Here is a 20,116-nt window from a genome sequence, read left to right on the forward strand (position 1 = left end):
TGCATGTCCCTCGACACGAACAACGTCCGCCAAGGCGGCTGCGGCTCGGGCCAATGCGCGTGCAAGAGCGCCGCCCAGGCGCGTGCCCGCGATCCGCTCGACGATACCGACTACGGCACGCCGCAACGGCATGCCGATACCGACGTCACGCTCGACATCGACGGCCGGCCGGTGACGGTGCCGGCCGGCACGTCGGTGATGCGCGCGGCGATCGAAGCCGGCGTCAACGTGCCGAAGCTCTGCGCGACCGATTCGCTCGAGCCGTTCGGCTCGTGCCGGCTGTGCCTCGTCGAGATCGAAGGCCGGCGCGGCTATCCGGCATCGTGCACGACGCCGGCCGAAGCGGGCATGAAGGTGCGCACGCAGTCCGACCGGCTGCAGTCGCTGCGTCGCAACGTGATGGAGCTGTACATCTCCGACCATCCGCTCGACTGCCTCACCTGCCCGGCGAACGGCGATTGCGAACTGCAGGACATGGCGGGCGTCGTCGGCCTGCGTGAAGTGCGTTACGGCTTCGACGGCGCGAACCATCTGCAGGACAAGAAGGACGAGTCGAATCCGTACTTCACGTACGATCCGTCGAAATGCATCGTCTGCAACCGCTGCGTGCGCGCCTGCGAGGAAACGCAAGGCACGTTCGCGCTGACGATCGCCTCGCGCGGCTTCGCCTCGCGCGTCGCCGCGGGTGAGAGCGAATCGTTCATGGCGTCGGAATGCGTGTCGTGCGGCGCCTGTGTCGCGGCATGTCCGACCGCCACGCTGCAGGAGAAATCGGTCGTCCGGCTCGGTCAGGCCGAACACTCGGTCGTCACGACCTGCGCGTATTGCGGCGTCGGCTGCTCGTTCGAGGCCGAGATGAAGGGCACGCAGGTCGTACGCATGACGCCGCACAAGAACGGCCTCGCGAACGAAGGTCATGCGTGCGTGAAGGGACGCTTCGCATGGGGCTATGCGACGCACAAGGACCGCATCACGAAGCCGATGATCCGCGAGAAGATCACCGACCCGTGGCGCGAAGTCAGCTGGGACGAAGCGCTGACCTACGCGGCAACGCAGTTCCGCAAGCTGCAGCAGAAGTACGGCCGCGATTCGATCGGCGGCATCACGTCGTCGCGCTGCACGAACGAGGAAACCTACCTCGTGCAGAAGCTGGTGCGCGCCGCGTTCGGCAACAACAACGTCGACACCTGCGCACGCGTATGCCATTCGCCGACCGGCTACGGCCTGAAGACGACCCTCGGCGAATCGGCCGGCACGCAGACCTTCGCATCGGTCGGCCAGGCCGACGTGATCGTCGTGATGGGGGCGAACCCGACCGACGGCCACCCGGTGTTCGGCTCGCGGCTGAAGCGACGCGTGCGCGAAGGCGCGAAGCTGATCGTGATCGACCCGCGCCGCATCGACGTCGTCGACGGCCCGCACGTGAAGGCCACGCACCACCTGCAGTTGCGCCCCGGCACCAACGTCGCGATCGTCAACGCGCTCGCGCACGTGATCGTCACCGAGGGGCTCGTCGCGCAGGAATTCGTCGCCGAACGCTGCGAGACACGCGCGTTCGAGCAATGGCGCGACTTCGTGTCGCGCGCCGACAATTCGCCCGAGGCGACCGAACACGTGACGGGCGTACCGGCCGGGCTGGTGCGCTCCGCCGCGCGCCTCTATGCAACGGGCGGCAACGCGGCGATCTACTACGGCCTGGGCGTGACCGAGCACGCGCAGGGCTCGACGACGGTGATGGGCATCGCGAACCTCGCGATGGCGACCGGCAACGTCGGCCGCGAAGGCGTCGGCGTCAATCCGCTGCGCGGCCAGAACAACGTGCAGGGCTCGTGCGACATGGGTTCGTTCCCGCACGAACTGCCCGGCTACCGTCACATCGGCGACGCAGGCGTGCGTGCACTGTTCGAGGATGCATGGTCGGCAAAACTGCAGCCGGAACCCGGCCTGCGCATTCCGAACATGTTCGATGCGGCGCTCGACGGCAGCTTCAAGGGTCTCTACTGCCAGGGCGAGGACATCGTCCAGTCGGATCCGAACACGCAGCACGTCGCGGCCGCGTTGTCGGCGATGGAGTGCATCGTCGTTCAGGACATCTTCCTGAACGAGACGGCGAAATACGCGCACGTGCTGCTGCCCGGCTCGTCGTTCCTCGAAAAGGACGGCACGTTCACGAACGCGGAACGCCGCATCTCGCGCGTGCGCAAGGTCATGCCGCCGCTCGCCGGCTACGCGGACTGGGAAGTCACGCTGATGCTGTCGCGTGCGCTCGGCTACGAGATGGACTACGCGCATCCATCGGAAATCATGGACGAGATCGCCCGGCTCACGCCGACCTTCTCGGGCGTGTCGTACGCGAAGCTCGATGCGCTCGGCAGCATCCAGTGGCCGTGCAACGAGCACGCGCCGGAAGGCACGCCGACGATGCATATCGACGGCTTCGTGCGCGGCAAGGGCCGGTTCGTGATCACGCAGTTCATCGCATCGCCGGAGAAGGTCACGCCGCGCTATCCGCTGATCCTGACGACCGGCCGCATCCTGTCGCAGTACAACGTCGGCGCGCAGACGCGCCGCACCGAGAACGTCCGCTGGCATGAAGAGGATCGCCTCGAGATCCATCCTCACGATGCACAGGATCGCGGCATCCGCAGCGGAGACTGGGTCGGCATCGAATCCCGCGCGGGACAGACGGTACTGCGCGCGCTCGTGACCGAGCGCATGCAGCCCGGCGTCGTGTACACGACGTTCCACTTCCCCGAATCGGGCGCGAACGTGATCACGACGGACAGCTCCGACTGGGCGACGAACTGCCCCGAGTACAAGGTGACGGCCGTGCAGGTGCTGCCGGTCGCGCAACCGTCCGATTGGCAGCGTGCGTATGCGCGCTTCAACGCCGAACAGCTCGACCTGCACGAGCGCCGTGCGGCCGCTGCCGCGACGACCGGCAAGTGAGGACGCGATGGACAACGGACACCTGATCGACATGGCCAACCAGATCGGCGCATTCTTCGAATCGATGCCCGACCGCGACGAAGCGCTGGCCGGCATTGCCGACCATATCCGGCGCTTCTGGGAGCCGCGGATGCGCCGCGCGCTCCTCGCCGCGCTCGACGATCCGTCGTGCGAAGCCGCGCAGCGCGCGGCGCCGATCCTGCGCGACGCGATCGCCGTGCACGGCAAATCGCTCGCCCCCGCCGCGACGAACGCCTGAGCGCGCCGCTACGCGGACCGCGACCGGCCCGCGAACCAGCCTTCGCAGTGGCGCAGCAGCGCGTTCGCGTCGGTCGCCGTGCGCCCGCGCACGGCGACATATCCGTCGGGCCGCAGCAGATAAAACGACGGCCGCGAACGGCCGTATTCCTGTGCAAGCCCGGCGTCGCCGTTGCCTGCGGCATCGGTGACGCGCCAGGTGCGCACCGCATCCGGCATGATCCGTTCGAGCCCCTGCACGAGTTCCCGCGCGTCCGCCGCCATCGGCGGCACGTCGCCGGCATCGGCATCCGGCGGCTCCTCCAGCAGCAGCAGCGTGAAGCTCGCCGGATCGTGAAGGTCGTATAACCGCGCCGTTCCGGGCGCCCGGCCGAGCGGCCCGTCGAGCACATGCAGCAGTGCGTCGGGCGCACGCTCGCCGGCGCGCGGCCCGCCGTCGAGCACGCGATCCAGCGTGAGTGGACTCTTCCGGTACTGCACGCCGAGTTCGCTGACCGTGCGCCGGACCGCGTCGCGCATCGGCCCGAACGACGCCAGCAGCGGCACGACATGATCGCGCAGCAGCTTCATCGCGCCGCGCTCGGCTTCGACGATCTGCGTGACGAAACCGGTCTGCCGCAACACGTCGCGCTCGATCGGATGACGCTCCGCGTGATACGTGTCGAGCAGCCGCTCGGGCGTGCCCGCACCGAGCACGCGCGCGAGCTTCCAGCCGAGATTGAACGCCTCCTGGATGCCGGTGTTCATGCCCTGCGCGCCGGCCGGGCTGTGGACGTGCGCGGCGTCGCCCGCGAAGAACACGCGGCCGTGACGCAGCCGGTCGACCATCCTGCTGTGCAGGCGGAAATAGGCCGACCAAGTGAGATCGCTCGGCGAGATCGACGCGCCGGCACGGGCACGCACGATGGCGTCGCACTCCGCGAGCGACGGCGTCGGCGCATCGGGCGACGCGTCGCTGCCGGGCGGGCGATCGGCGACGAGCCGGTAACGGCCGCCCCCCATCGGGAACACGCCGGCCATGCCTTCGGGCGTCGTGAACAGGTGGATCTCTTCGTCCGGCCAGTCGGGGATCGCGGAGAAATCGGCAAGCAGGAAGGTCTGCTCGAATGCGTGCCCGGCGAAACCGAGGCCAAGCAGGTGCCTGACCGTGCTGTGCGCGCCGTCGGCGGCGACCAGGTACGACGGCGCGAACGATTCGTCCCGGCCGTCGGCGGAACGGATCGAGACGTCGAGCGATGCACCGCCCGCCTCGCACGCGGTGAGCGTCGCGCCACGCTCGACGCTCACGCCGAGCCCGGCGAGGTGTTCGGCGAGCAGGCGCTCGGTGATGCTCTGGTCGAGAAACAGCAGATAGGGATAGCGCGTTTGCAGCGGATCGAAATCGAGCCGCGCGATCACGCGGCCGTCGGCATGCAGCGCGGCCGCATGCGCTCGATGGCCGAGCGCGAGGAACGGCTCGACCGCACGATGCTGCTCCAGCAGTTCGAGCGTGCGCGCCTGGATGCCGATCGCACGCGAATACGGCGCGGGCGCGGCCAGCCGGTCGATGATGCGCACCGGCACGCGGGCACGCGCGAGGCTCATCGCCGCGGCAAGACCGGTCGGCCCCGCGCCGACAATCAGCACGGGCGGGATATCGGGCAGTGTGTCAGCCATGAGAACCTCGATGACACGCGACCCTGCAAGTCTACGCCGCTCCGCGTGACGGGGCCATATGCCAGCGGGCCGACACGCGGCTCTGCCGCGCAGTATGGGAAAATACGCGCTTTCCGTCAGTTTTCGCGTCATGGATTCCGCATTCGACCGGGCGTATGCCGCACACCGCGCGGGCCGCCTCGCCGAGGCCGAGCACGGCTATCGCAACGCGCTCGCCTCCAACCCCGCCGACGCCGACGCGCTGCATCTGTTCGGCGTGCTGCGGCACCAGCAGGGCCAGCACGCCGAAGCGGCCGATCTCGTCGGCCGCGCCGTCGCGTTGCGGCCGGGCGATGCCGCGCTGCAGCTCAATCTGGGCAACGCGCTGAAAGCGCTCGGCCGGCTCGACGAGGCGATCGACCGTTTCCGCAACGCGCTGACGCTCGCGCCCGAATTTCCGCTCGCGCACTACAACCTCGGCAACGCGTATGCGGCGCTGCAGCGTCACGACGATGCGATCGACGCATTCGGCCGCGCGCTGCGGCTCACGCCCGACGACGCATCGATCCACAACAATCTCGGCAACGCGCTGAACGCGCTCGGCCGCCACGACGACGCGCTCGTCGCATTCCGTCGCGCGCTCGAATTGCGGCCGGGCCATGCGGGCGCGCACAACAACCTCGCGATGGCGCTGAACGCGATGGGCCGCGCCGACGACGCGATCGCGCACTTCCAGGCCGCGATCGCCGCGCAGCCGCGCTTCGTCGCCGCCCATTTCAATCTCGGCAACACGTTCGATGCGCTCGGCCGGCATGCCGAGGCGGCCGCCGCGTTCGAAACCGCGCTCGCGCTGCATCCGCCATTTCCGCTCGCGCTGTTCGGCCTCGCGAACGCCCTGTGCGCGCAGGCACGCCACCGCGACGCGCTGCCCTACTACGAGCGCGCAGTCGGTCTCGATCCGTCGTTCGGCCTCGCATGGCTGAACCTCGGCAACGCCCATCACGCGCTCTGCGCGCACGAGATGGCGCTGCGCGCATTCGACCAGGCACTGCGCGTCGCACCCGATCTCACGCTGGCGCGGCTGCACCGCGCGGTCACGCTGCTGACGCTGCGCGACTTCACGCGCGGCCTGCCCGCCTACGAGGCACGTCACGACACGCCGGGCGCGACGCCGCTCGGCACGCTGCCGCGCTGGCAAGGCGAGCCGATCGCATCGCGCACGCTGCTGATCCGCGCGGAACAGGGGTTCGGCGACACGCTGCAGTTCGTCCGCTTCGTGCCGCTCGCGCGCGCACGCTGCGCGCGCGTCGTGCTCGAAGTCCAGCCGGAACTCGTTGCGCTGCTGGCGCCGGCCGCCTCGCGCTGGCGCGTAACGCTCGCCCCGCAGGGAGCCGCGAAGCAACCGGCGGCGGATGTCGCCTGCACGCTGATGAGCCTGCCATTCCTGCTCGGGATGCAGCCGGACGACATCGTCGCGGCCTCGCGCTACCTCGATGCCCCCGACGGCGCCCGCCGGCGCTTTCGGGGCTCGCTCGGCGGCCAGTCCAGGCGCAAGTTCGGCCTCGCGTGGTCGGGGCGCCGGCAGGCGCAGGAAAACCGCTCGATGCCGTTCGACGCGCTCGCGCCGCTGCTCGCGCTGCCGGACATCGACTGGATCGTCCTGCAGCCGGCACTCGACGACGACGAGCGCGCGCGCGTCGACGCGCATCCGCGCGTACACCGGCTCGACGGCCGGCTGAACGACTTTGCCGATACGGCCGCGCTGATCGAGCGGCTCGACGGCGTCGTCACGATCGATACGGCGGTCGCGCACCTCGCCGGTGCGCTCGGCAAGCCGTTGTGGGTCATGCTGCCGTTCGCGCCGGACTGGCGATGGTTTACCGGCAGCGACTGCCCGTGGTATCCGCAGGCCCGGCTCGCCCGCCAGCCGGCCCCCGGCGCATGGCTCGACGTGGCGGCCACAGTCGCCGGCGCATTGCGCGAAGCCTGAGCGCATACGAACAAAGGGAGCGCGCGCGCTCCCTTTGTTCACCGTAATGCGTGCGGCAGACGCCGCCGGGCAATGGCGCCCGTCAGGCCGCCTTGTACTGGTTGCGGGCCTCGGACGTGCGATACAGCACGAGCGTCGCGATCAGCCCGCAAATCGCCGCCACGCTGAGCCACAGCCCCGGCGCCGCCTTGTTGCCCGTCTGATGGATCAGCAGCGTCGAGATGGCGGGCGTGAAACCGCCGATCGTCGTCGCGAGGCTGTAGGCGAGCGAGAAGCCGGCCGTGCGCACGTCGGCCGGCATCACCTCGGTCAGCGCGACGACCATCGCACCGTTATACGACGCGTACAGGAACGACAGCCACAGCTCGACCGCGAGCAGCCGCAGGAACGACGGATCGCCGACGAGCCACAGCACGGCCGGGTATGCCGTCACCAGCGTCAGCACGGTGAACGCGATCAGCACCGGGCGGCGGCCGATACGGTCGGACAGCGCACCGGACAGCGGCAGCCACACGAGGTTGGAAATACCGACGCAGACGGTCACGATGAGCGCGTCGAGCGACGACAGGTGCAGCACCTCCTTGCCGAAGGTCGGCGTATAGGCGGTGATCATGTAGAACGACACCGTCGTCATGATGACCATTCCCATGCCCGCGACCACGACGCCCCAGTTCTCGAGCATCGAGCGCATGATCTCGCCCATCGTCGGACGATGGCGCTTCGCCAGGAACTCGTCGGTTTCCTTCAGCGAGCGGCGGATCAGGAACAGGAACGGGACGATCAGGCAGCCGATCAGGAACGGAATGCGCCAGCCCCATGCGGTCATCTCCTCGGCCGGCAGCGCGCGGTTCAGCAGCACGCCGACGAGCGCGGCGAAGACGACAGCCACCTGCTGGCTGCCCGACTGCCACGACGTATAGAAGCCCTTGTGCCCCTTCGTCGCGATCTCCGACAGGTAGACCGACACGCCGCCGAGTTCGACGCCCGCCGAGAAGCCCTGCAACAGCCGGCCGAGCAGCACGAGCACCGGCGCGAGCACGCCGATCGTCGCGTAACCGGGTATCGCGGCCACCGTGAGCGTACCGAGCGCCATCAGTCCGAGCGTCAGGATCAGCCCCTTGCGGCGGCCATGGTGGTCGATGTACGCGCCGAGCACGATCGCGCCGACCGGCCGCATCAGGAAGCCCGCGCCGAACACCGACAGCGACAGCATCAGGGACGCGAATGCATTACCGCTCGGAAAGTAGGTCTTGGCGATGGCCGACGCGTAATACCCGTAGACCATGAAATCGTACATTTCCAGGAAGTTGCCGCTGACGACCCGGAATACGGTGCGGAATTTCGATTCCTGCGCGTTGGCGTGTGACGCTGTGGACATGTTTTTTCTCGCTCAACTCGGATGACGCGAATCCGCGCCTCATGGATCCGACGATGCACGCGGCGCCAGGGCGCACGCGGGCATCGCTGCCCGCCGGCGGTGCGTCGCATGACGACGTGCGCACCGGCTTGGTTCGCGCATCATGCCACGCCAACCCGACATTTGCCTTGTGTCGCCGTTATCGTCAGCGTCGCGAAGGTCTCCTCATCGTACGAATCACCCCGAAACGAAAGCAAAAATCAGATTGATCTGATCGACCGCCCTTCTCCGGCTGACGACAATGTCTCGATTTCCGACGACATCTTCGCACCGCGCCGGCACGGCCAACCGTGTCGCACGGCATATCGCCCGCATGACTCCAACGTCCCTTGTCCCTGTCGAAGGCGCGCTCGGCCGCCCGCGCGCCGCGCCGTTCGATCACATGCCACCGTTCGGCCGCGAATGGATCTTTCGTGGCGCACCCGGGGCACGGCCCGGCAAGCGCTGCCTCGCGACATTGGCGACGTCCTGCATCGACTTCGACACGCCGCATCGCGCATGCCACTGGCGGCCGCTGCCCATCGTGTCACCGGCGGCGGCTCCGGCCGATGCCCCGGCCGTCCTGCCAGCGGCAGCCGTCCGCCGTACCCGTCGCGCCGCCGGCGGCGCCCGCCACCGGCGCGCGTGGTACGCGATCTGCTGGAGCGTCGGCGCGCTCGGCATCATCGGCTGGCTGATCGCCGCATACGAACGGCCTGCCGGCTTCGAGCCAGCGTACGCGAGTGAAATGGCCGGCGTCGCGCCGGATCGCGCGACATCGTCGAGCAGCATCGTGCGCACCGCCGAGGTCAGGCCGGATGCGTCCACTAGCGCTTCGCCGCAGCGCAGGATGCCCGCGCCTGTCGCGACGGCGGCCGAACCGGCGCCGCCAGCCCGTCACGTCGCACGTCGTCCGGCGTCGCCTCGTCCGCAGGCAACGCCCGGCGTACCGCCCGCATCGGTTGAAGCGTCGCCGCCTTCATACGGCCAGCGCACGGCGGCGGCCCGGCATCCGGCCGAACCGCGGCTGGCTGCGCCCCCGCCGACCCGGAGCGCCGCAGCCGACACCGGTAAACGCGACCAGCTCGTCGCACCGCCGCCCGCGACTGGCCATGCACGCGACACGCTCGACGATCCGCTCACACTGATCGCGATGGCAAACGCGCTGCGCAACTTCGAACCTGCCCGGGCAACGCCGGCATCCGCCGACGGTTTCGACTGGACGTCGCAACTGTCCCACCGCCGCCTGACCGATACGCCGGACGCGTTCGCGCGCTGACGCACCGCCAACAAAAAACCCGGCGAAGATCGCTTCGCCGGGTTTCGCTCGTCTCTGTCCTACCGTCTGACGAATCGTCACTTGTTCGCAGGCAGCCCCGTCTCGTTCTGCTTCTCGAGTTGCCGCACCTGCTCCTGCAGGTCGCGCAACTGCATCTGGGCCGCCCGCTTCTCGACCTGCAGCGACTGCGTCTGCTCCTGCGCGGACTTCTGCCGCTGCGCGACTTCGGCCTGCTGGCTGCGCGCGACACTCAGGTCGGCCTGCAACTGCTGCGCACGGCTCGACTGCAGCGCGATCACGCGTTCGAGAAATGCCTTTTGCGCCTGCAGCTCGGTACGGCGGATCTCGATATCGGCGAGTTGCACGGTCTGCTCGACGAAATTCGCGTACACCATCTCCGCGCGGCTCTTTTCCTGCGACCGGATCACGCGCCACAGATTCTTGTCCTGGAACAGCGCGACGTAGTACGTCATCTCGCGCGGGTCGAACAGCAGGCTCGCACCGTAGCTGCCGTTGTACGTCGTGCGCATCTCGACGATCCGGCCGTCGTGCAGCATCTGCGTCAGCTCGGCGACGTTGCCGTGCACGGCGGCATCCGTCGCAGCCGCGGCGGATGCCGCCTGCGCCGCGTCGCCGCTCAGGCTCGTGACCGCCGGACGCGTACCGGCAACGGGCGCGGTCGCGTCGGCGGACCAGGCCATGCCCGCTTGCGCGCAGGCAGCCAGCGCAACGATCCAGGTCGCGCATCGCGCAGGGGAAAAATTTCGGAAAACCAACGTCAGACTCCGGCGAACGAATCGGAACTCGCGATTATCGTTCAAAACAAAACGGCCGCATCTCGAATTTAACGGGATGCGGCCGGCCTGCGTGGAACGCGCAGCATGCGCGCTGCTACAGGCGGGTTTCGCGCGCCGCGCGCAGGAAGGCATCGAGCAACGGCGTGCAGTCGAGCAGCTCCGAACCGCCGGCCCGATGGAACTCCGGGTGCCACTGCACACCGACGACGAACGGCGAACGACGGTGGCGAATGCCTTCGATGATCCCGTCGCCGGCCGACACGGCTTCGATGCTCAGGTCACGACCGAGATCGCGAATCGCCTGGTGGTGAATCGAGTTGACGATCGCTTCGCTGCGCCCGGGGAACATGCTCGCCAGCGTCGACGTATCCGGGAAGCGGATCGCGTGACGATGCTGGTCGTATTGCTCGCTCACGTGCGCATGCGCGGTCGGCACATCGGTGGCGATGTCCTGGTACAGCGAGCCGCCGAACGCGACGTTGATCAGCTGGCAGCCGCGACACACGCCGAGCACCGGTTTGCCGGATTCGACGAACTCGTGCAGCAGCTCGAGTTCGTACATGTCGCGCACACGATCGCCCGGCCACTCGGGGCGAGCGTCGGACGCCGCGTAGGTTTGCGGCGACACGTCGGCACCGCCCTGCAGCAGCAGGCCGTCGAGATGCTTCGCGTAATCGCGCAGGCGGATGTTGCTCGGGTGGATCATGCCCTGCTGGCCGACGGTCGGAATCATGAACACGAGCACGTCGCGCGACATCACCCAGTGGGCGATCGATTCCTCGAGATACTGCAGCGTCTTGCCCCGCAGCCCCTTCGCCCCCGGTTCCGGATGGAAAATCCGCGCCGACACGCCGATGCGCAGCGTGCGCTGCGTGATGCGCTGGCCGGCGCGGTCGAACAGCCGGCGCGCACGCGCGGCGATGATCCGGCCGAACACCGACCACGGCGTGTCGTTCTGCTTCAGGTAGGCCGGCGGCGCATTCTGCGCGCTGGCGGGCGGCGGGCGCGGCGTGTCGAAATCGGGCTGCGCACCGAACCCGGGCGGCGGCGTGCCCGGCTTCGGCGGCACGCCGCCGCCGGCGGCCACGTTCTCCACGGCGGCCTGCGCGGCCGGTGCATCGGGCGCATTCGCCGGATCGGTGCGGGGGGAATCGGAAGAAACGGAGGCGGTGCCGGGCAGACCGGCCGGGGAAGGCGTGTGTTCGCTCATGACGATGGTCTGGTACGTCGCTCACGCGTATGGATAGACGGGGATTCATTATGCTTCAGCGCACGATCGCGCGGCAAACCCGCAACATCCTGCCGGTATTGTCGCAAGCCGGCGGCCATCCGCACCGAAAGGGCGTGCCGATCCCGAGCGGGCGTCACCGCGGCCACGTGGCCGGGACTGGACACCAGTGATATATCACAATAATATCCAGCATCGCCCATACCGACCGATTGCCCGCGCCATGATCGCGCCCCGTCCTGCCGACGCGCCGCCACCCGCATGAACACCCCGACCGACGTTACCCGCGACCGGCCCGCCGCGCCGGCGGCGAGCCTCGCCGATCGCGCATACGCGCTGATCCAGCGCGACATCATCACGATGCGCCTGAAGCCCGGCGCCGCGCTCAACGAAGCCGACCTCGTCGCGCGCACCGGAATCGGCCGCACGCCGGTGCACCAGGCCGTGCATCGGCTCGTCCTCGAAGGGCTGCTGTCCGTGATGCCGCGCAAGGGGTTGATGGTGCAGCCGCTGTCGCTCGACGACATCGTCGCGGTGATCGACGTGCGACGCATCAACGAAGCGCACTGCGCCGAACTCGCCGCGCGCCATGCAACGCCCGACGACCTCGCGCGCCTCGCCGCGCTGCTCGACGGCGGCCAGGCCTGCGTCGACGCGCACGACGTCGAAGGCATGATGGAACTCGACCGCGCGTTCCACCAGGCGATCGCCGCGACTGCCCGCAATGCGGTCCTCGCCGAAATCCTGCGTGCGCTGCACGAGCGCGCGCTGCGTTTCTGGTTCGTCACGCTGTCCGAACCGCACCATCTCGCCGATGTGCAGCACGAACATCGCACGCTGTTCGAACGGCTGTCCGCGCGCGACGCCGCCGGTGCGCGCGCGGCCGTCGAAGCGCATATCGATTCGTTCCGCGCCACGCTTCTTCAACATCTTCGCCCCTGAGCCGCCCATGACCACTTTGACGCCCTTCCCCCCGCTCGCCCAACTCGCCGCCGATCTCGCCGCCGGCCGGACCACGAGCCGCGCGCTCGTCGACACCGCGCTCGACCGGATCGCCGATCCGGCAGGCCAGGGCGCGGTCGTATTCACCGAAGTCGATGCCGACAACGCGCGCGCGGCCGCCGACGCGCACGACCGGTTGCGCGCCGCGGGCACCGTGCTGTCGCCGCTCGCGGGCATTCCCGTGTCGGTCAAGGACCTGTTCGACGTCGCGGGCCAGGTGACGCGCGCGGGTTCGCGCGTGCTCGACGGCGCGCCGCCCGCGCGCACCGATGCGGTCGCCGTTGCGCGGCTCAAGCGCGCAGGCGCGGTGCTGGTCGGCCGCACCAACATGAGCGAGTTCGCGTTTTCGGGGCTCGGGCTCAATCCGCACTTCGGCAATCCGCGCTCGCCGTACCGCCGCGACGTGCCGGGCGACGCGCGGATTTCCGGCGGGTCGTCGTCCGGCGCGGCCGCGTCCGTGGCCGACGGGATGGCCGCCGTCGCGCTCGGCACCGACACGGGCGGGTCGATCCGCATTCCGGCCGCGCTGTGCGGGCTGACGGGCTTCAAGCCGACCGCGAGCCGGATCCCGACGCAAGGCGGCGTGCCGCTGTCGACGACGCTCGACTCGTTCGGCCCGATCGGCCTGACGGTCGCGTGCTGCGCGCTCGTCGACCGGATGCTCGCCGGCCTCGAACCGCACGTGCCGGCTGCACGGCCGCTCGAAGGCGTACGGCTCGGCGTGCTGACGAACTACGTGACGGACGGCGTCGATGCCGACGTCGCGGCCGCGCTCGACACCGCGCTCAAGCATCTCGAGGCCGCCGGCGCGATCGTCACGGAAGTGCGCTTCGCCGCGCTCGACCGGCTGCCGGAGATCAACCGCTTCGGCTTCTCGCCGATCGAGGCCTACGCGTGGCATCGCCCGTTGCTCGCCGGGCATCGCGACCAGTACGACCCGCGCGTGCTCACGCGAATCCTGAAGGGCGAACCCGCGAGCGCGGCCGACTATCTCGACCTGCTCGCCGCACGCGCCGCGCTGCTCGACGAAGCCGCGCACACGGTCTGGTCGCGCTTCGACGCGCTCGTCGCGCCGACGGTGCCGGTCGTGCCGCCGCGCATCGCCGATCTGGAGACGGACGACGACGCGTTCACGCGCACCAATGCGCTGATCCTGCGCAATCCGAGCGCATTCAATTTCCTCGATGCATGCGCGCTGTCGCTGCCGTGCCATCCGCGCGACGCGGCGCCGGTCGGCCTGATGCTCGCGGCGGCGCCGCATCGCGACGACGCGCTGCTTTCGATCGGCCAGTCGGTCGAGGCCGTGCTGAACACGATCCGCTGACCGTACCCGTCGCCGGCAGGCAATGCACGCGTGCGGCGGGGTGCCGCGCGCGTGCCGTCAGTTTCGTGCCAGACCGTTCGCGCTAAAATCGCGCGATTGTTTTCCGGACCGACCCACGAGGAACCCCGCCGACATGAACGACTACACGCTTGCACTACGCCGCGAACGCCGCCTGCTGATGCTGCTCGGATGGGCGTGCATCGCCCTGCTGGCCGGTGCGCTGTACCTGCAGTACGTGAAGAACGAGGATCCGTGCCCGCTGTGCATCATCCAGCGTTACTTCTTCTCCGCAATCGGAATCTTCGCGTTCCTGGCCGCGGGGCTCCGCAACTGGCGCGGCATCTGGGTGCTCGAACTGCTGATCGCGATCGCCGCGGCCGGCGGTGTCGGCACGTCCGCGCGTCACCTGTCGATCCAGATGAATCCGGGCTTCAGTTGCGGCTTCGACACGCTGCAGCCGATCGTCGACAGCCTGCCGCCCGCGCAGTGGTTCCCCGGCATGTTCAAGGTCGCGGGCCTGTGCGAAACCGTCTACCCGCCGATCTTCGGCATCCTGCTGCCCGGCTGGGCGCTGATCGGCTTCGCCGTGATCCTGGTTGCGGTCGCCGCAAGCCTCTGGCGCCATCGCCGCAAGCTCGCGGGCTGACCGGCCGCCCTTGCCGGCCCGATGCATGCGCGGCCCGAGCGCCGGGTCGCGCGCCGCCGGCGGGCCCTCCCCCGGGGCCGGGCGGCGCGTTTGCCGGCCTCATGCGGCCGGCCGCGCGTAAACACCTACTCGGTCGCCGCCCGGTTTGCCGGGCCGACGCGCGGCGCGCGATCGCCGCGCCCCACGCCCCGTCACGCCGGCATTTCGTCCCGATGCGCTCGCATCGGCACGCCGATCCCGTGCGACGGGCCTATGATCGACATGATCGCCTCCTGATAGCCCGGATCACCGCGCGGCAATGTTCCCGTCGCGTCGCAGTGCTATCTTCGGGACTGGATGGCGATCTACGTGCGCGAGACCAGGCGGTCTCCCCCCCTGCGTAACGCGCGCCCGATCCGCAATGTCGACTGGATTCATCATGACAACGCACACCATCCGCATCCGTCACCCTCATGGCGTCCGCGCGTCCGGCGGCGTCCTGCGTGCGCGCCGTCGGCGCGCCGCCGCCGCACCGCACCAGCCGTGCGGACGGCCTGCCCCGCTCCCGTCCGTCATCGCCGCCGCCCGCCCGCGACATGTGTCGCGCGGCATCGTCCCGAACGGAGCCTGCTGATGGAAGCCTGGCTCGGCGATCTGCAGCAACTGCTCGCGCACGGCGAAGCGGCCGTGCTCGTGACGGTCGCGCACACCGACGGCTCCGCGCCGCGCGAAGCCGGCACCAAGATGATCGTCACGCGCGACACGGCTCGCCATACGATCGGCGGCGGTCATCTGGAATGGAAGGCGATCGAGATCGCGCGGCACCTGCTGAAGGACGGTGCGCACGTGTCCCACGCGCGCAGGCTCGAGCGGCTCGCGCTCGGCCCGAGCCTCGGCCAGTGCTGCGGCGGCGCGGTCGTGCTCGCGTTCGAGCGGCTCGACGTCGGCGACCTCGGCTGGATCATGTCGGTCGCGAAGCGCGTCGCGGCCGGCGCCGCGACCGTGCGTAGCGTATCATTCGGCCCCTCGCCGGGCGCGCCGCTGTTGAGCGAGCCCGAATCGGAAGCCGCGCGTGCCGACTGCCTGCTGTGGGAAACCGGCGGCGTGTCGCTGATGACCGAAACGATCGCGCCGTTCGCGTTCCCCGTCGTGCTGTTCGGCGCCGGGCACATCGGCACCGCGCTCGTGAAGGTACTGGCGACGCTGCCGTGCCACGTGCGCTGGATCGACGAGCCCGATGCGGCGTTCCCGCCGGCCGACACGCTCGCAGGCATCGGCAACCTCGCGATCGAAACGGCCGCCGCCCCGGCCGACGTGGTCGACACCGCGCCGCCGCAGTCCTACTTCGTCGTGATGACGCACGACCACGCACTCGATTTCGTGCTGGCCGAGCGCATCCTGAGGCGCGGCGACTACGCATACTTCGGGATGACCGGCTCGCACGCGAAACGCGCGCAGTTCGATCATCGCCTCGCGGCGATCGGCATCGACCCGGCCCAGGTCGCGCGGATGCGCTGCCCGGTCGGTGTCGAAGGCATCGTCGACAAGGCGCCCGAAGTGATCGCGATCTCGGTGGCCGCGCAGTTGCTGCAGGCCGTCGAGGCGAATACGGCCGCGCAGGCTTCCCCCACATACTGACCGACCAAGAACGACGCCATGACACCGACATTCAAGGACAAGATTGCCCGCGCGCCGAAAGCGGAGCTGCACATCCATATCGAAGGCTCGCTCGAGCCCGAGCTGATTTTCGCGCTCGCGCAGCGCAACGGCGTGAAGCTCGCGTACGACTCGATCGACGCGCTGCGCGCCGCATATGCATTCACCGACCTGCAGTCGTTCCTCGACATCTACTACGCAGGTGCGAGCGTGCTGCTGACCGAGCAGGATTTCCACGACATGACGGCCGCGTACTGCGAACGGGCGCTGGCCGACAACGTCGTCCACACCGAGCTGTTCTTCGACCCGCAAACGCACACCGAGCGCGGCGTGCCGATCGAGACGGTCGTCGCGGGCATCGAGCGCGCGCTCGCCGACGCCGAACGGCGCGGGCTGTCGAGCAGGCTGATCCTGTGCTTCCTGCGCCACCTGTCCGAAGAGGATGCGCTCGCGACCTTCGAAGCGGCCTTGCCGCTGTTCGAACGCTATCGCCATCGCCTGATCGGCGTGGGCCTCGATTCGTCCGAACTCGGCCATCCGCCGGCGAAGTTCGCGCGCGTATTCGAGAAGGCGCGCGCGCTCGGGCTGAAGCTCGTCGCGCACGCGGGCGAGGAAGGCCCGCCCGCCTACATCTACGAAGCGCTCGACGTGCTGAAGGTCGACCGGATCGACCACGGCGTGCGCAGCATCGAGGACGCGGCGCTCGTCGAGCGCCTCGCCAGGACGCGCACGGCGCTCACCGTCTGCCCGCTGTCGAACCTGAAGCTGTGCGTATTCGACGACATGACGAAACACACGCTGAAGGCGCTGCTCGACCGCGGCGTCGCGGTGACGATCAACTCCGACGATCCGGCCTATTTCGGCGGCTACGTCAACGAAAACTACTTCGCGACGGCCGAAGGACTGCAACTCACGGATGCCGAAGTCCACGCGGTGCTCCGCAACGGCTTCGAGGCGTCGTTCATCGAACCGGCGCAGCGCGACGCACTGTTCGCGCGCCTCGACGCGTACTGGCAGGCCGCGTGACGGCCGGCATCGAGGTTCGCCCAGACAGATGAAACACGGCATCGCCTTCCGCTTCGCGACCGCCGGCCAACAGTTGCGCCGGACCGATCGCCCGCGTGCGCGCGGCCCGGCCGCCGCAGGCCGGCGGCGCACGGCGTCGTGGGTTGATGCGAGGCTGGCCGCCATGCCCGTCCGCGCAATCGCATCCGGCCGCGCCGCGGGCCGCCTGCCCGGGCGGCTCGCGAGCCGCCGCAGCGCAACCGCGCGGGCGGCGGCATCCATGCCGTCGCCCGCGCGGCATCGACCGCTTTCTTCTGTTCGCCTTACCTTGATGCAGGACCATTCGTCATGACGCAAACCGCTTTTCGTTCCCAACTGCTGACCTTCAACGGCGACCCGGCGCAATCGAGCCAGGCCGCGAACTACGAGACCGACGGCCTGTTGATCGTCGACGACGGCAAGGTCGTCGCGGCCGGCGCCCATGCGCAGCTCGCCGCGACGCTTGCGCGGGACGCGATCGTCCACGACCTGCGCGACAAGCTGATCGTGCCCGGCTTCATCGACACGCACATCCACTATCCGCAGACGGACATGATCGCGTCGCCGGCGCCGGGGCTGCTGCCGTGGCTCGACAAGTACACGTTCCCGACCGAGCGCCAGTTCGGCGACCCCGAGCATGCGCGCGAAGTCGCCGACTTCTTCGTCGACGAACTGCTCGCCTGCGGCACGACCAGCGCGCTCGTCTACTGCACGGTGCACAAGCAATCGGCCGATGCGCTGTTCGCTGCCAGCGACGCGCGCGACCTGCGGATGATCGCGGGCAAGGTGCTGATGGACCGCAACTGCCCGGAATTCCTGCGCGACACCGCGCAATCGGGTTATGACGACAGTGCCGAGCTGATCGGGCGCTGGCACGGCAAGGGCCGCCAGATGTACGCGCTCACCCCGCGCTTCGCCCCGACGTCGACCGAGGCCCAGCTCGAGGCGTGCGGCGAGCTCGCGCGCCGCCATCCGGACGTGTTCGTGCAGAGCCACGTGGCGGAAAACGTCGACGAGGTGAAATGGGTGGCCGAACTGTTTCCCGGCCATCGCAGCTATCTCGACATCTACGACCGCTACGGGCTGCTGCGCCCGCGTGCGGTGTACGGCCACTGCATCCACCTCGACGACGAGGACCGCCGCCGGATGGCCGAGACGCGCACCGTCGTCGCGCACTGCCCGACGTCGAACTTCTTCCTCGGCAGCGGACTGTTCGACTTCGACAAGGCCGGCGAACACGACGTGCCGGTCACGCTCGCAACCGACGTCGGCGGCGGCACGTCGTTCTCGATGCTGCAGACGATGAACGAGGCGCACAAGGTCGCGCGGCTGTCGGGCCACCACCTGACCGCCACGCGGATGTTCTGGCTCGCGACGGCCGGCGCCGCGCAGGCGCTAGACCTCGCGGACACGGTCGGCACGCTCGCGCCGCGCACCGAGGCCGACTTCGTCGTGCTCGATCCGCAGGCCACCCCGCTGCTCGCGCGCCGCACGAAACGTGCGGACTCGCTCGAGGAACTGCTGTTCGCGTTCGCGCTGCTGGGCGACGACCGCGCGGTATACCGCACCTACGCGGCCGGCGCGCTCGTCCACGAGCGCGGCGCGGCCCGCCGCGCCGCCGCGTAACGACGCGCCGGGGTCTCGTTGCGGCGGCATCCGCCGCCGCTCCCGCCGGCGCATCGACGATCGCCGGCTCGCGCCGGCCCGACACGCTGCTCCGGCCGCTTTCCCGGGCGCAATGCGCCGTGCTAGAATCCGCCACTCATTGGGGAGTAGCCGCTTCGCTCGATGCCCCGCGCCCCCGGCGCGCATCGTGACGAAGGCGTCCGTCAACAGACTTGGCCGTTTGGCCATGGCGGGCGCAGCCACCTGGGCCTGGCGAGACCGATGGTTCACAGCGCGCCGTATCAGGGCCCGGCGCGCGGTGGATCGTCGCTCGCACGCACAACATCGGCCCGTGGAACCCCATTCGTGTCAGAAGCCTTCCTGATCTCCACAGGCGCCGTCGCCCTTGCTGAAATCGGCGACAAGACCCAACTGCTTTCCCTCGTCCTGGCCGCGCGCTATCGCAAGCCCGTGCCGATCATTCTCGGCGTGCTCGTCGCGACGCTCGTGAACCACGGTTTCGCCGGCGCGCTCGGCGAATGGCTCGGCACGCTCATCACGCCATCGATCATGCGCTGGGCGCTCGCGTTCTCGTTCATCGCAATGGGGTTGTGGATCCTCGTGCCGGACAAGCTCGATGCCGATGAAGCCAATGCCAACCGTTCGCGGCTCGGCGTGTTCGGCGCGACCCTCGTCGCCTTTTTCCTCGCGGAAATGGGTGACAAGACGCAGATCGCCACCGTCGCGCTGGCTGCGCGCTTCCAGGACTACGTCGGGGTCGTGGCCGGTACGACGTTCGGGATGATGCTCGCGAACGTGCCCGCGATCCTGCTCGGCGACCGCTTCGCGCACCGTCTGCCGACGAAGCTCGTGCACGGGATCGCGGCCGTGCTGTTCGTCGTGCTCGGCGCGCTGGCGCTGCTCGGCATCGGGGTCTGACGCAGGGCATGGGCCGGCGCGGCCGGGCGGCCGCGCCGAGGTGATGCCGCGTTACTTCGCGGCGGCCGCGCCCGAGGCCGGTGCGGCCGGCACCGCGCGCTCGTTGGCCGGCGCCGCCGCCGGCCCGCCGCGCTTGTCGACCGGCAACCGGACCGAACGGACCGCGCCGTTCGACAGCGGGAAATCGGCGAGCGCGCTGCGCGCGAGGTACGGCATCGCATACAGCAGCGCGCCGTTGTCGCCGGTCGTGCGCGCCGACACGTTGTACACCTCCTTGCCCGTCGCGCGCTCGGTGATGCGGATGCCGAGCGTGTAGTCGAACACCTGGTACGTCTGCGCGACATAGCCCGCCGGCATCGGCCCCCAGGGACCCCACGGCCCCCACGGGC

At 69.4% G+C, this 20,116-nt stretch carries 17 protein-coding genes and 1 riboswitch; of the genes, 12 read left to right on the top strand and 5 right to left on the bottom strand.

Annotated elements, in window-relative coordinates:
* Positions 1–3 precede the first annotated feature (3 nt).
* Both fdhF and GQ56_RS0132775 read left to right on the top strand, forming a co-directional pair.
* Positions 4–2,949, top strand: a complete 2,946-nt coding sequence (fdhF, locus tag GQ56_RS0132770) for a formate dehydrogenase subunit alpha (RefSeq protein ID WP_031402677.1) — start codon at positions 4–6, stop codon at positions 2,947–2,949.
* Positions 2,950–2,956: 7 nt separating this feature from the next.
* Positions 2,957–3,208 carry a formate dehydrogenase subunit delta gene (locus GQ56_RS0132775; RefSeq protein WP_031402678.1) on the top strand — a complete coding sequence of 84 codons (252 nt, stop codon included), beginning with the start codon at positions 2,957–2,959 and terminating at the stop codon, positions 3,206–3,208.
* An 8-nt stretch (positions 3,209–3,216) separates the two neighbouring features.
* Here the strand turns inward: GQ56_RS0132775 and GQ56_RS0132780 are convergent, their stop codons facing one another.
* A complete protein-coding gene (locus tag GQ56_RS0132780; protein WP_031402679.1) occupies positions 3,217–4,863 on the bottom strand; it encodes an FAD-dependent monooxygenase in 1,647 nt (548 codons plus the stop codon).
* A gap of 130 nt (positions 4,864–4,993) precedes the next feature.
* Here GQ56_RS0132780 and GQ56_RS0132785 point away from each other — a divergent pair, with 130 nt between their 5' ends.
* The gene (locus GQ56_RS0132785; protein ID WP_407638616.1) at positions 4,994–6,832 is read left to right on the top strand and encodes a tetratricopeptide repeat protein; all 1,839 of its coding nucleotides are present in this window, start codon (positions 4,994–4,996) and stop codon (positions 6,830–6,832) included.
* Positions 6,833–6,914: 82 nt separating this feature from the next.
* On the opposite strand, the gene tcuC is transcribed toward GQ56_RS0132785, so the two are convergent.
* Complete coding sequence (gene tcuC, locus GQ56_RS0132790) at positions 6,915–8,210, bottom strand: MFS transporter (RefSeq protein WP_031402681.1); 1,296 nt, start codon at positions 8,208–8,210, stop codon at positions 6,915–6,917.
* 352 nt (positions 8,211–8,562) lie between these two features.
* On the opposite strand from tcuC, the gene GQ56_RS0132795 reads away from it, so the two are divergent.
* A complete protein-coding gene (locus tag GQ56_RS0132795) occupies positions 8,563–9,507 on the top strand; it encodes a flagellar biosynthesis protein FlhF (protein ID WP_031402682.1) in 945 nt (314 codons plus the stop codon).
* A 77-nt stretch (positions 9,508–9,584) separates the two neighbouring features.
* Here GQ56_RS0132795 and GQ56_RS0132800 read toward each other — a convergent pair whose 3' ends face one another.
* The gene (locus tag GQ56_RS0132800) at positions 9,585–10,283 is read right to left on the bottom strand and encodes a DUF2968 domain-containing protein (protein WP_031402683.1); all 699 of its coding nucleotides are present in this window, start codon (positions 10,281–10,283) and stop codon (positions 9,585–9,587) included.
* Between the two features lie 115 nt (positions 10,284–10,398).
* A complete protein-coding gene (locus tag GQ56_RS0132805; RefSeq protein WP_031402684.1) occupies positions 10,399–11,514 on the bottom strand; it encodes a gamma-glutamyl-gamma-aminobutyrate hydrolase family protein in 1,116 nt (371 codons plus the stop codon).
* Between the two features lie 279 nt (positions 11,515–11,793).
* Here GQ56_RS0132805 and GQ56_RS0132810 point away from each other — a divergent pair, with 279 nt between their 5' ends.
* The 8 genes from GQ56_RS0132810 (at position 11,794) to GQ56_RS0132845 (ending at position 19,727) form a co-directional block, all read left to right on the top strand.
* On the top strand, positions 11,794–12,474 hold the full coding sequence (locus tag GQ56_RS0132810) for a GntR family transcriptional regulator (protein ID WP_031402685.1): 681 nt from the start codon (positions 11,794–11,796) through the stop codon (positions 12,472–12,474).
* A gap of 7 nt (positions 12,475–12,481) precedes the next feature.
* Positions 12,482–13,858, top strand: coding sequence for an amidase (locus GQ56_RS0132815; RefSeq protein ID WP_031402686.1), 1,377 nt, complete (start codon positions 12,482–12,484; stop codon positions 13,856–13,858).
* Positions 13,859–13,991: 133 nt separating this feature from the next.
* On the top strand, positions 13,992–14,504 hold the full coding sequence (locus GQ56_RS0132820; RefSeq protein WP_031402687.1) for a disulfide bond formation protein B: 513 nt from the start codon (positions 13,992–13,994) through the stop codon (positions 14,502–14,504).
* A 612-nt stretch (positions 14,505–15,116) separates the two neighbouring features.
* Positions 15,117–16,121, top strand: a complete 1,005-nt coding sequence (gene xdhC, locus GQ56_RS0132830) for a xanthine dehydrogenase accessory protein XdhC (RefSeq protein ID WP_031402688.1) — start codon at positions 15,117–15,119, stop codon at positions 16,119–16,121.
* A gap of 18 nt (positions 16,122–16,139) precedes the next feature.
* Positions 16,140–17,165 (top strand): adenosine deaminase, encoded by a 1,026-nt coding sequence (locus GQ56_RS0132835; protein WP_031402689.1) that lies wholly within the window; start codon positions 16,140–16,142, stop codon positions 17,163–17,165.
* A gap of 28 nt (positions 17,166–17,193) precedes the next feature.
* On the top strand, positions 17,194–17,496 hold the full coding sequence (locus GQ56_RS42310) for a hypothetical protein (protein WP_075123082.1): 303 nt from the start codon (positions 17,194–17,196) through the stop codon (positions 17,494–17,496).
* A complete protein-coding gene (guaD, locus tag GQ56_RS0132840; protein WP_031402690.1) occupies positions 17,493–18,809 on the top strand; it encodes a guanine deaminase in 1,317 nt (438 codons plus the stop codon). Before GQ56_RS42310 ends, guaD begins: the two co-directional genes overlap by 4 nt.
* 129 nt (positions 18,810–18,938) lie before the next feature.
* A riboswitch (yybP-ykoY riboswitch) is annotated at positions 18,939–19,076 on the top strand.
* A 78-nt stretch (positions 19,077–19,154) separates the two neighbouring features.
* Positions 19,155–19,727, top strand: a complete 573-nt coding sequence (locus tag GQ56_RS0132845; RefSeq protein ID WP_031402691.1) for a TMEM165/GDT1 family protein — start codon at positions 19,155–19,157, stop codon at positions 19,725–19,727.
* 51 nt (positions 19,728–19,778) lie between these two features.
* On the opposite strand, the gene GQ56_RS0132850 is transcribed toward GQ56_RS0132845, so the two are convergent.
* On the bottom strand, positions 19,779–20,116 hold a 338-nt coding region (locus GQ56_RS0132850; protein WP_031402692.1), incomplete at its 5' end, for a DUF4136 domain-containing protein.

The sequence above is a fragment of the Burkholderia paludis genome, from assembly GCF_000732615.1.
Taxonomy (GTDB): domain Bacteria; phylum Pseudomonadota; class Gammaproteobacteria; order Burkholderiales; family Burkholderiaceae; genus Burkholderia; species Burkholderia paludis.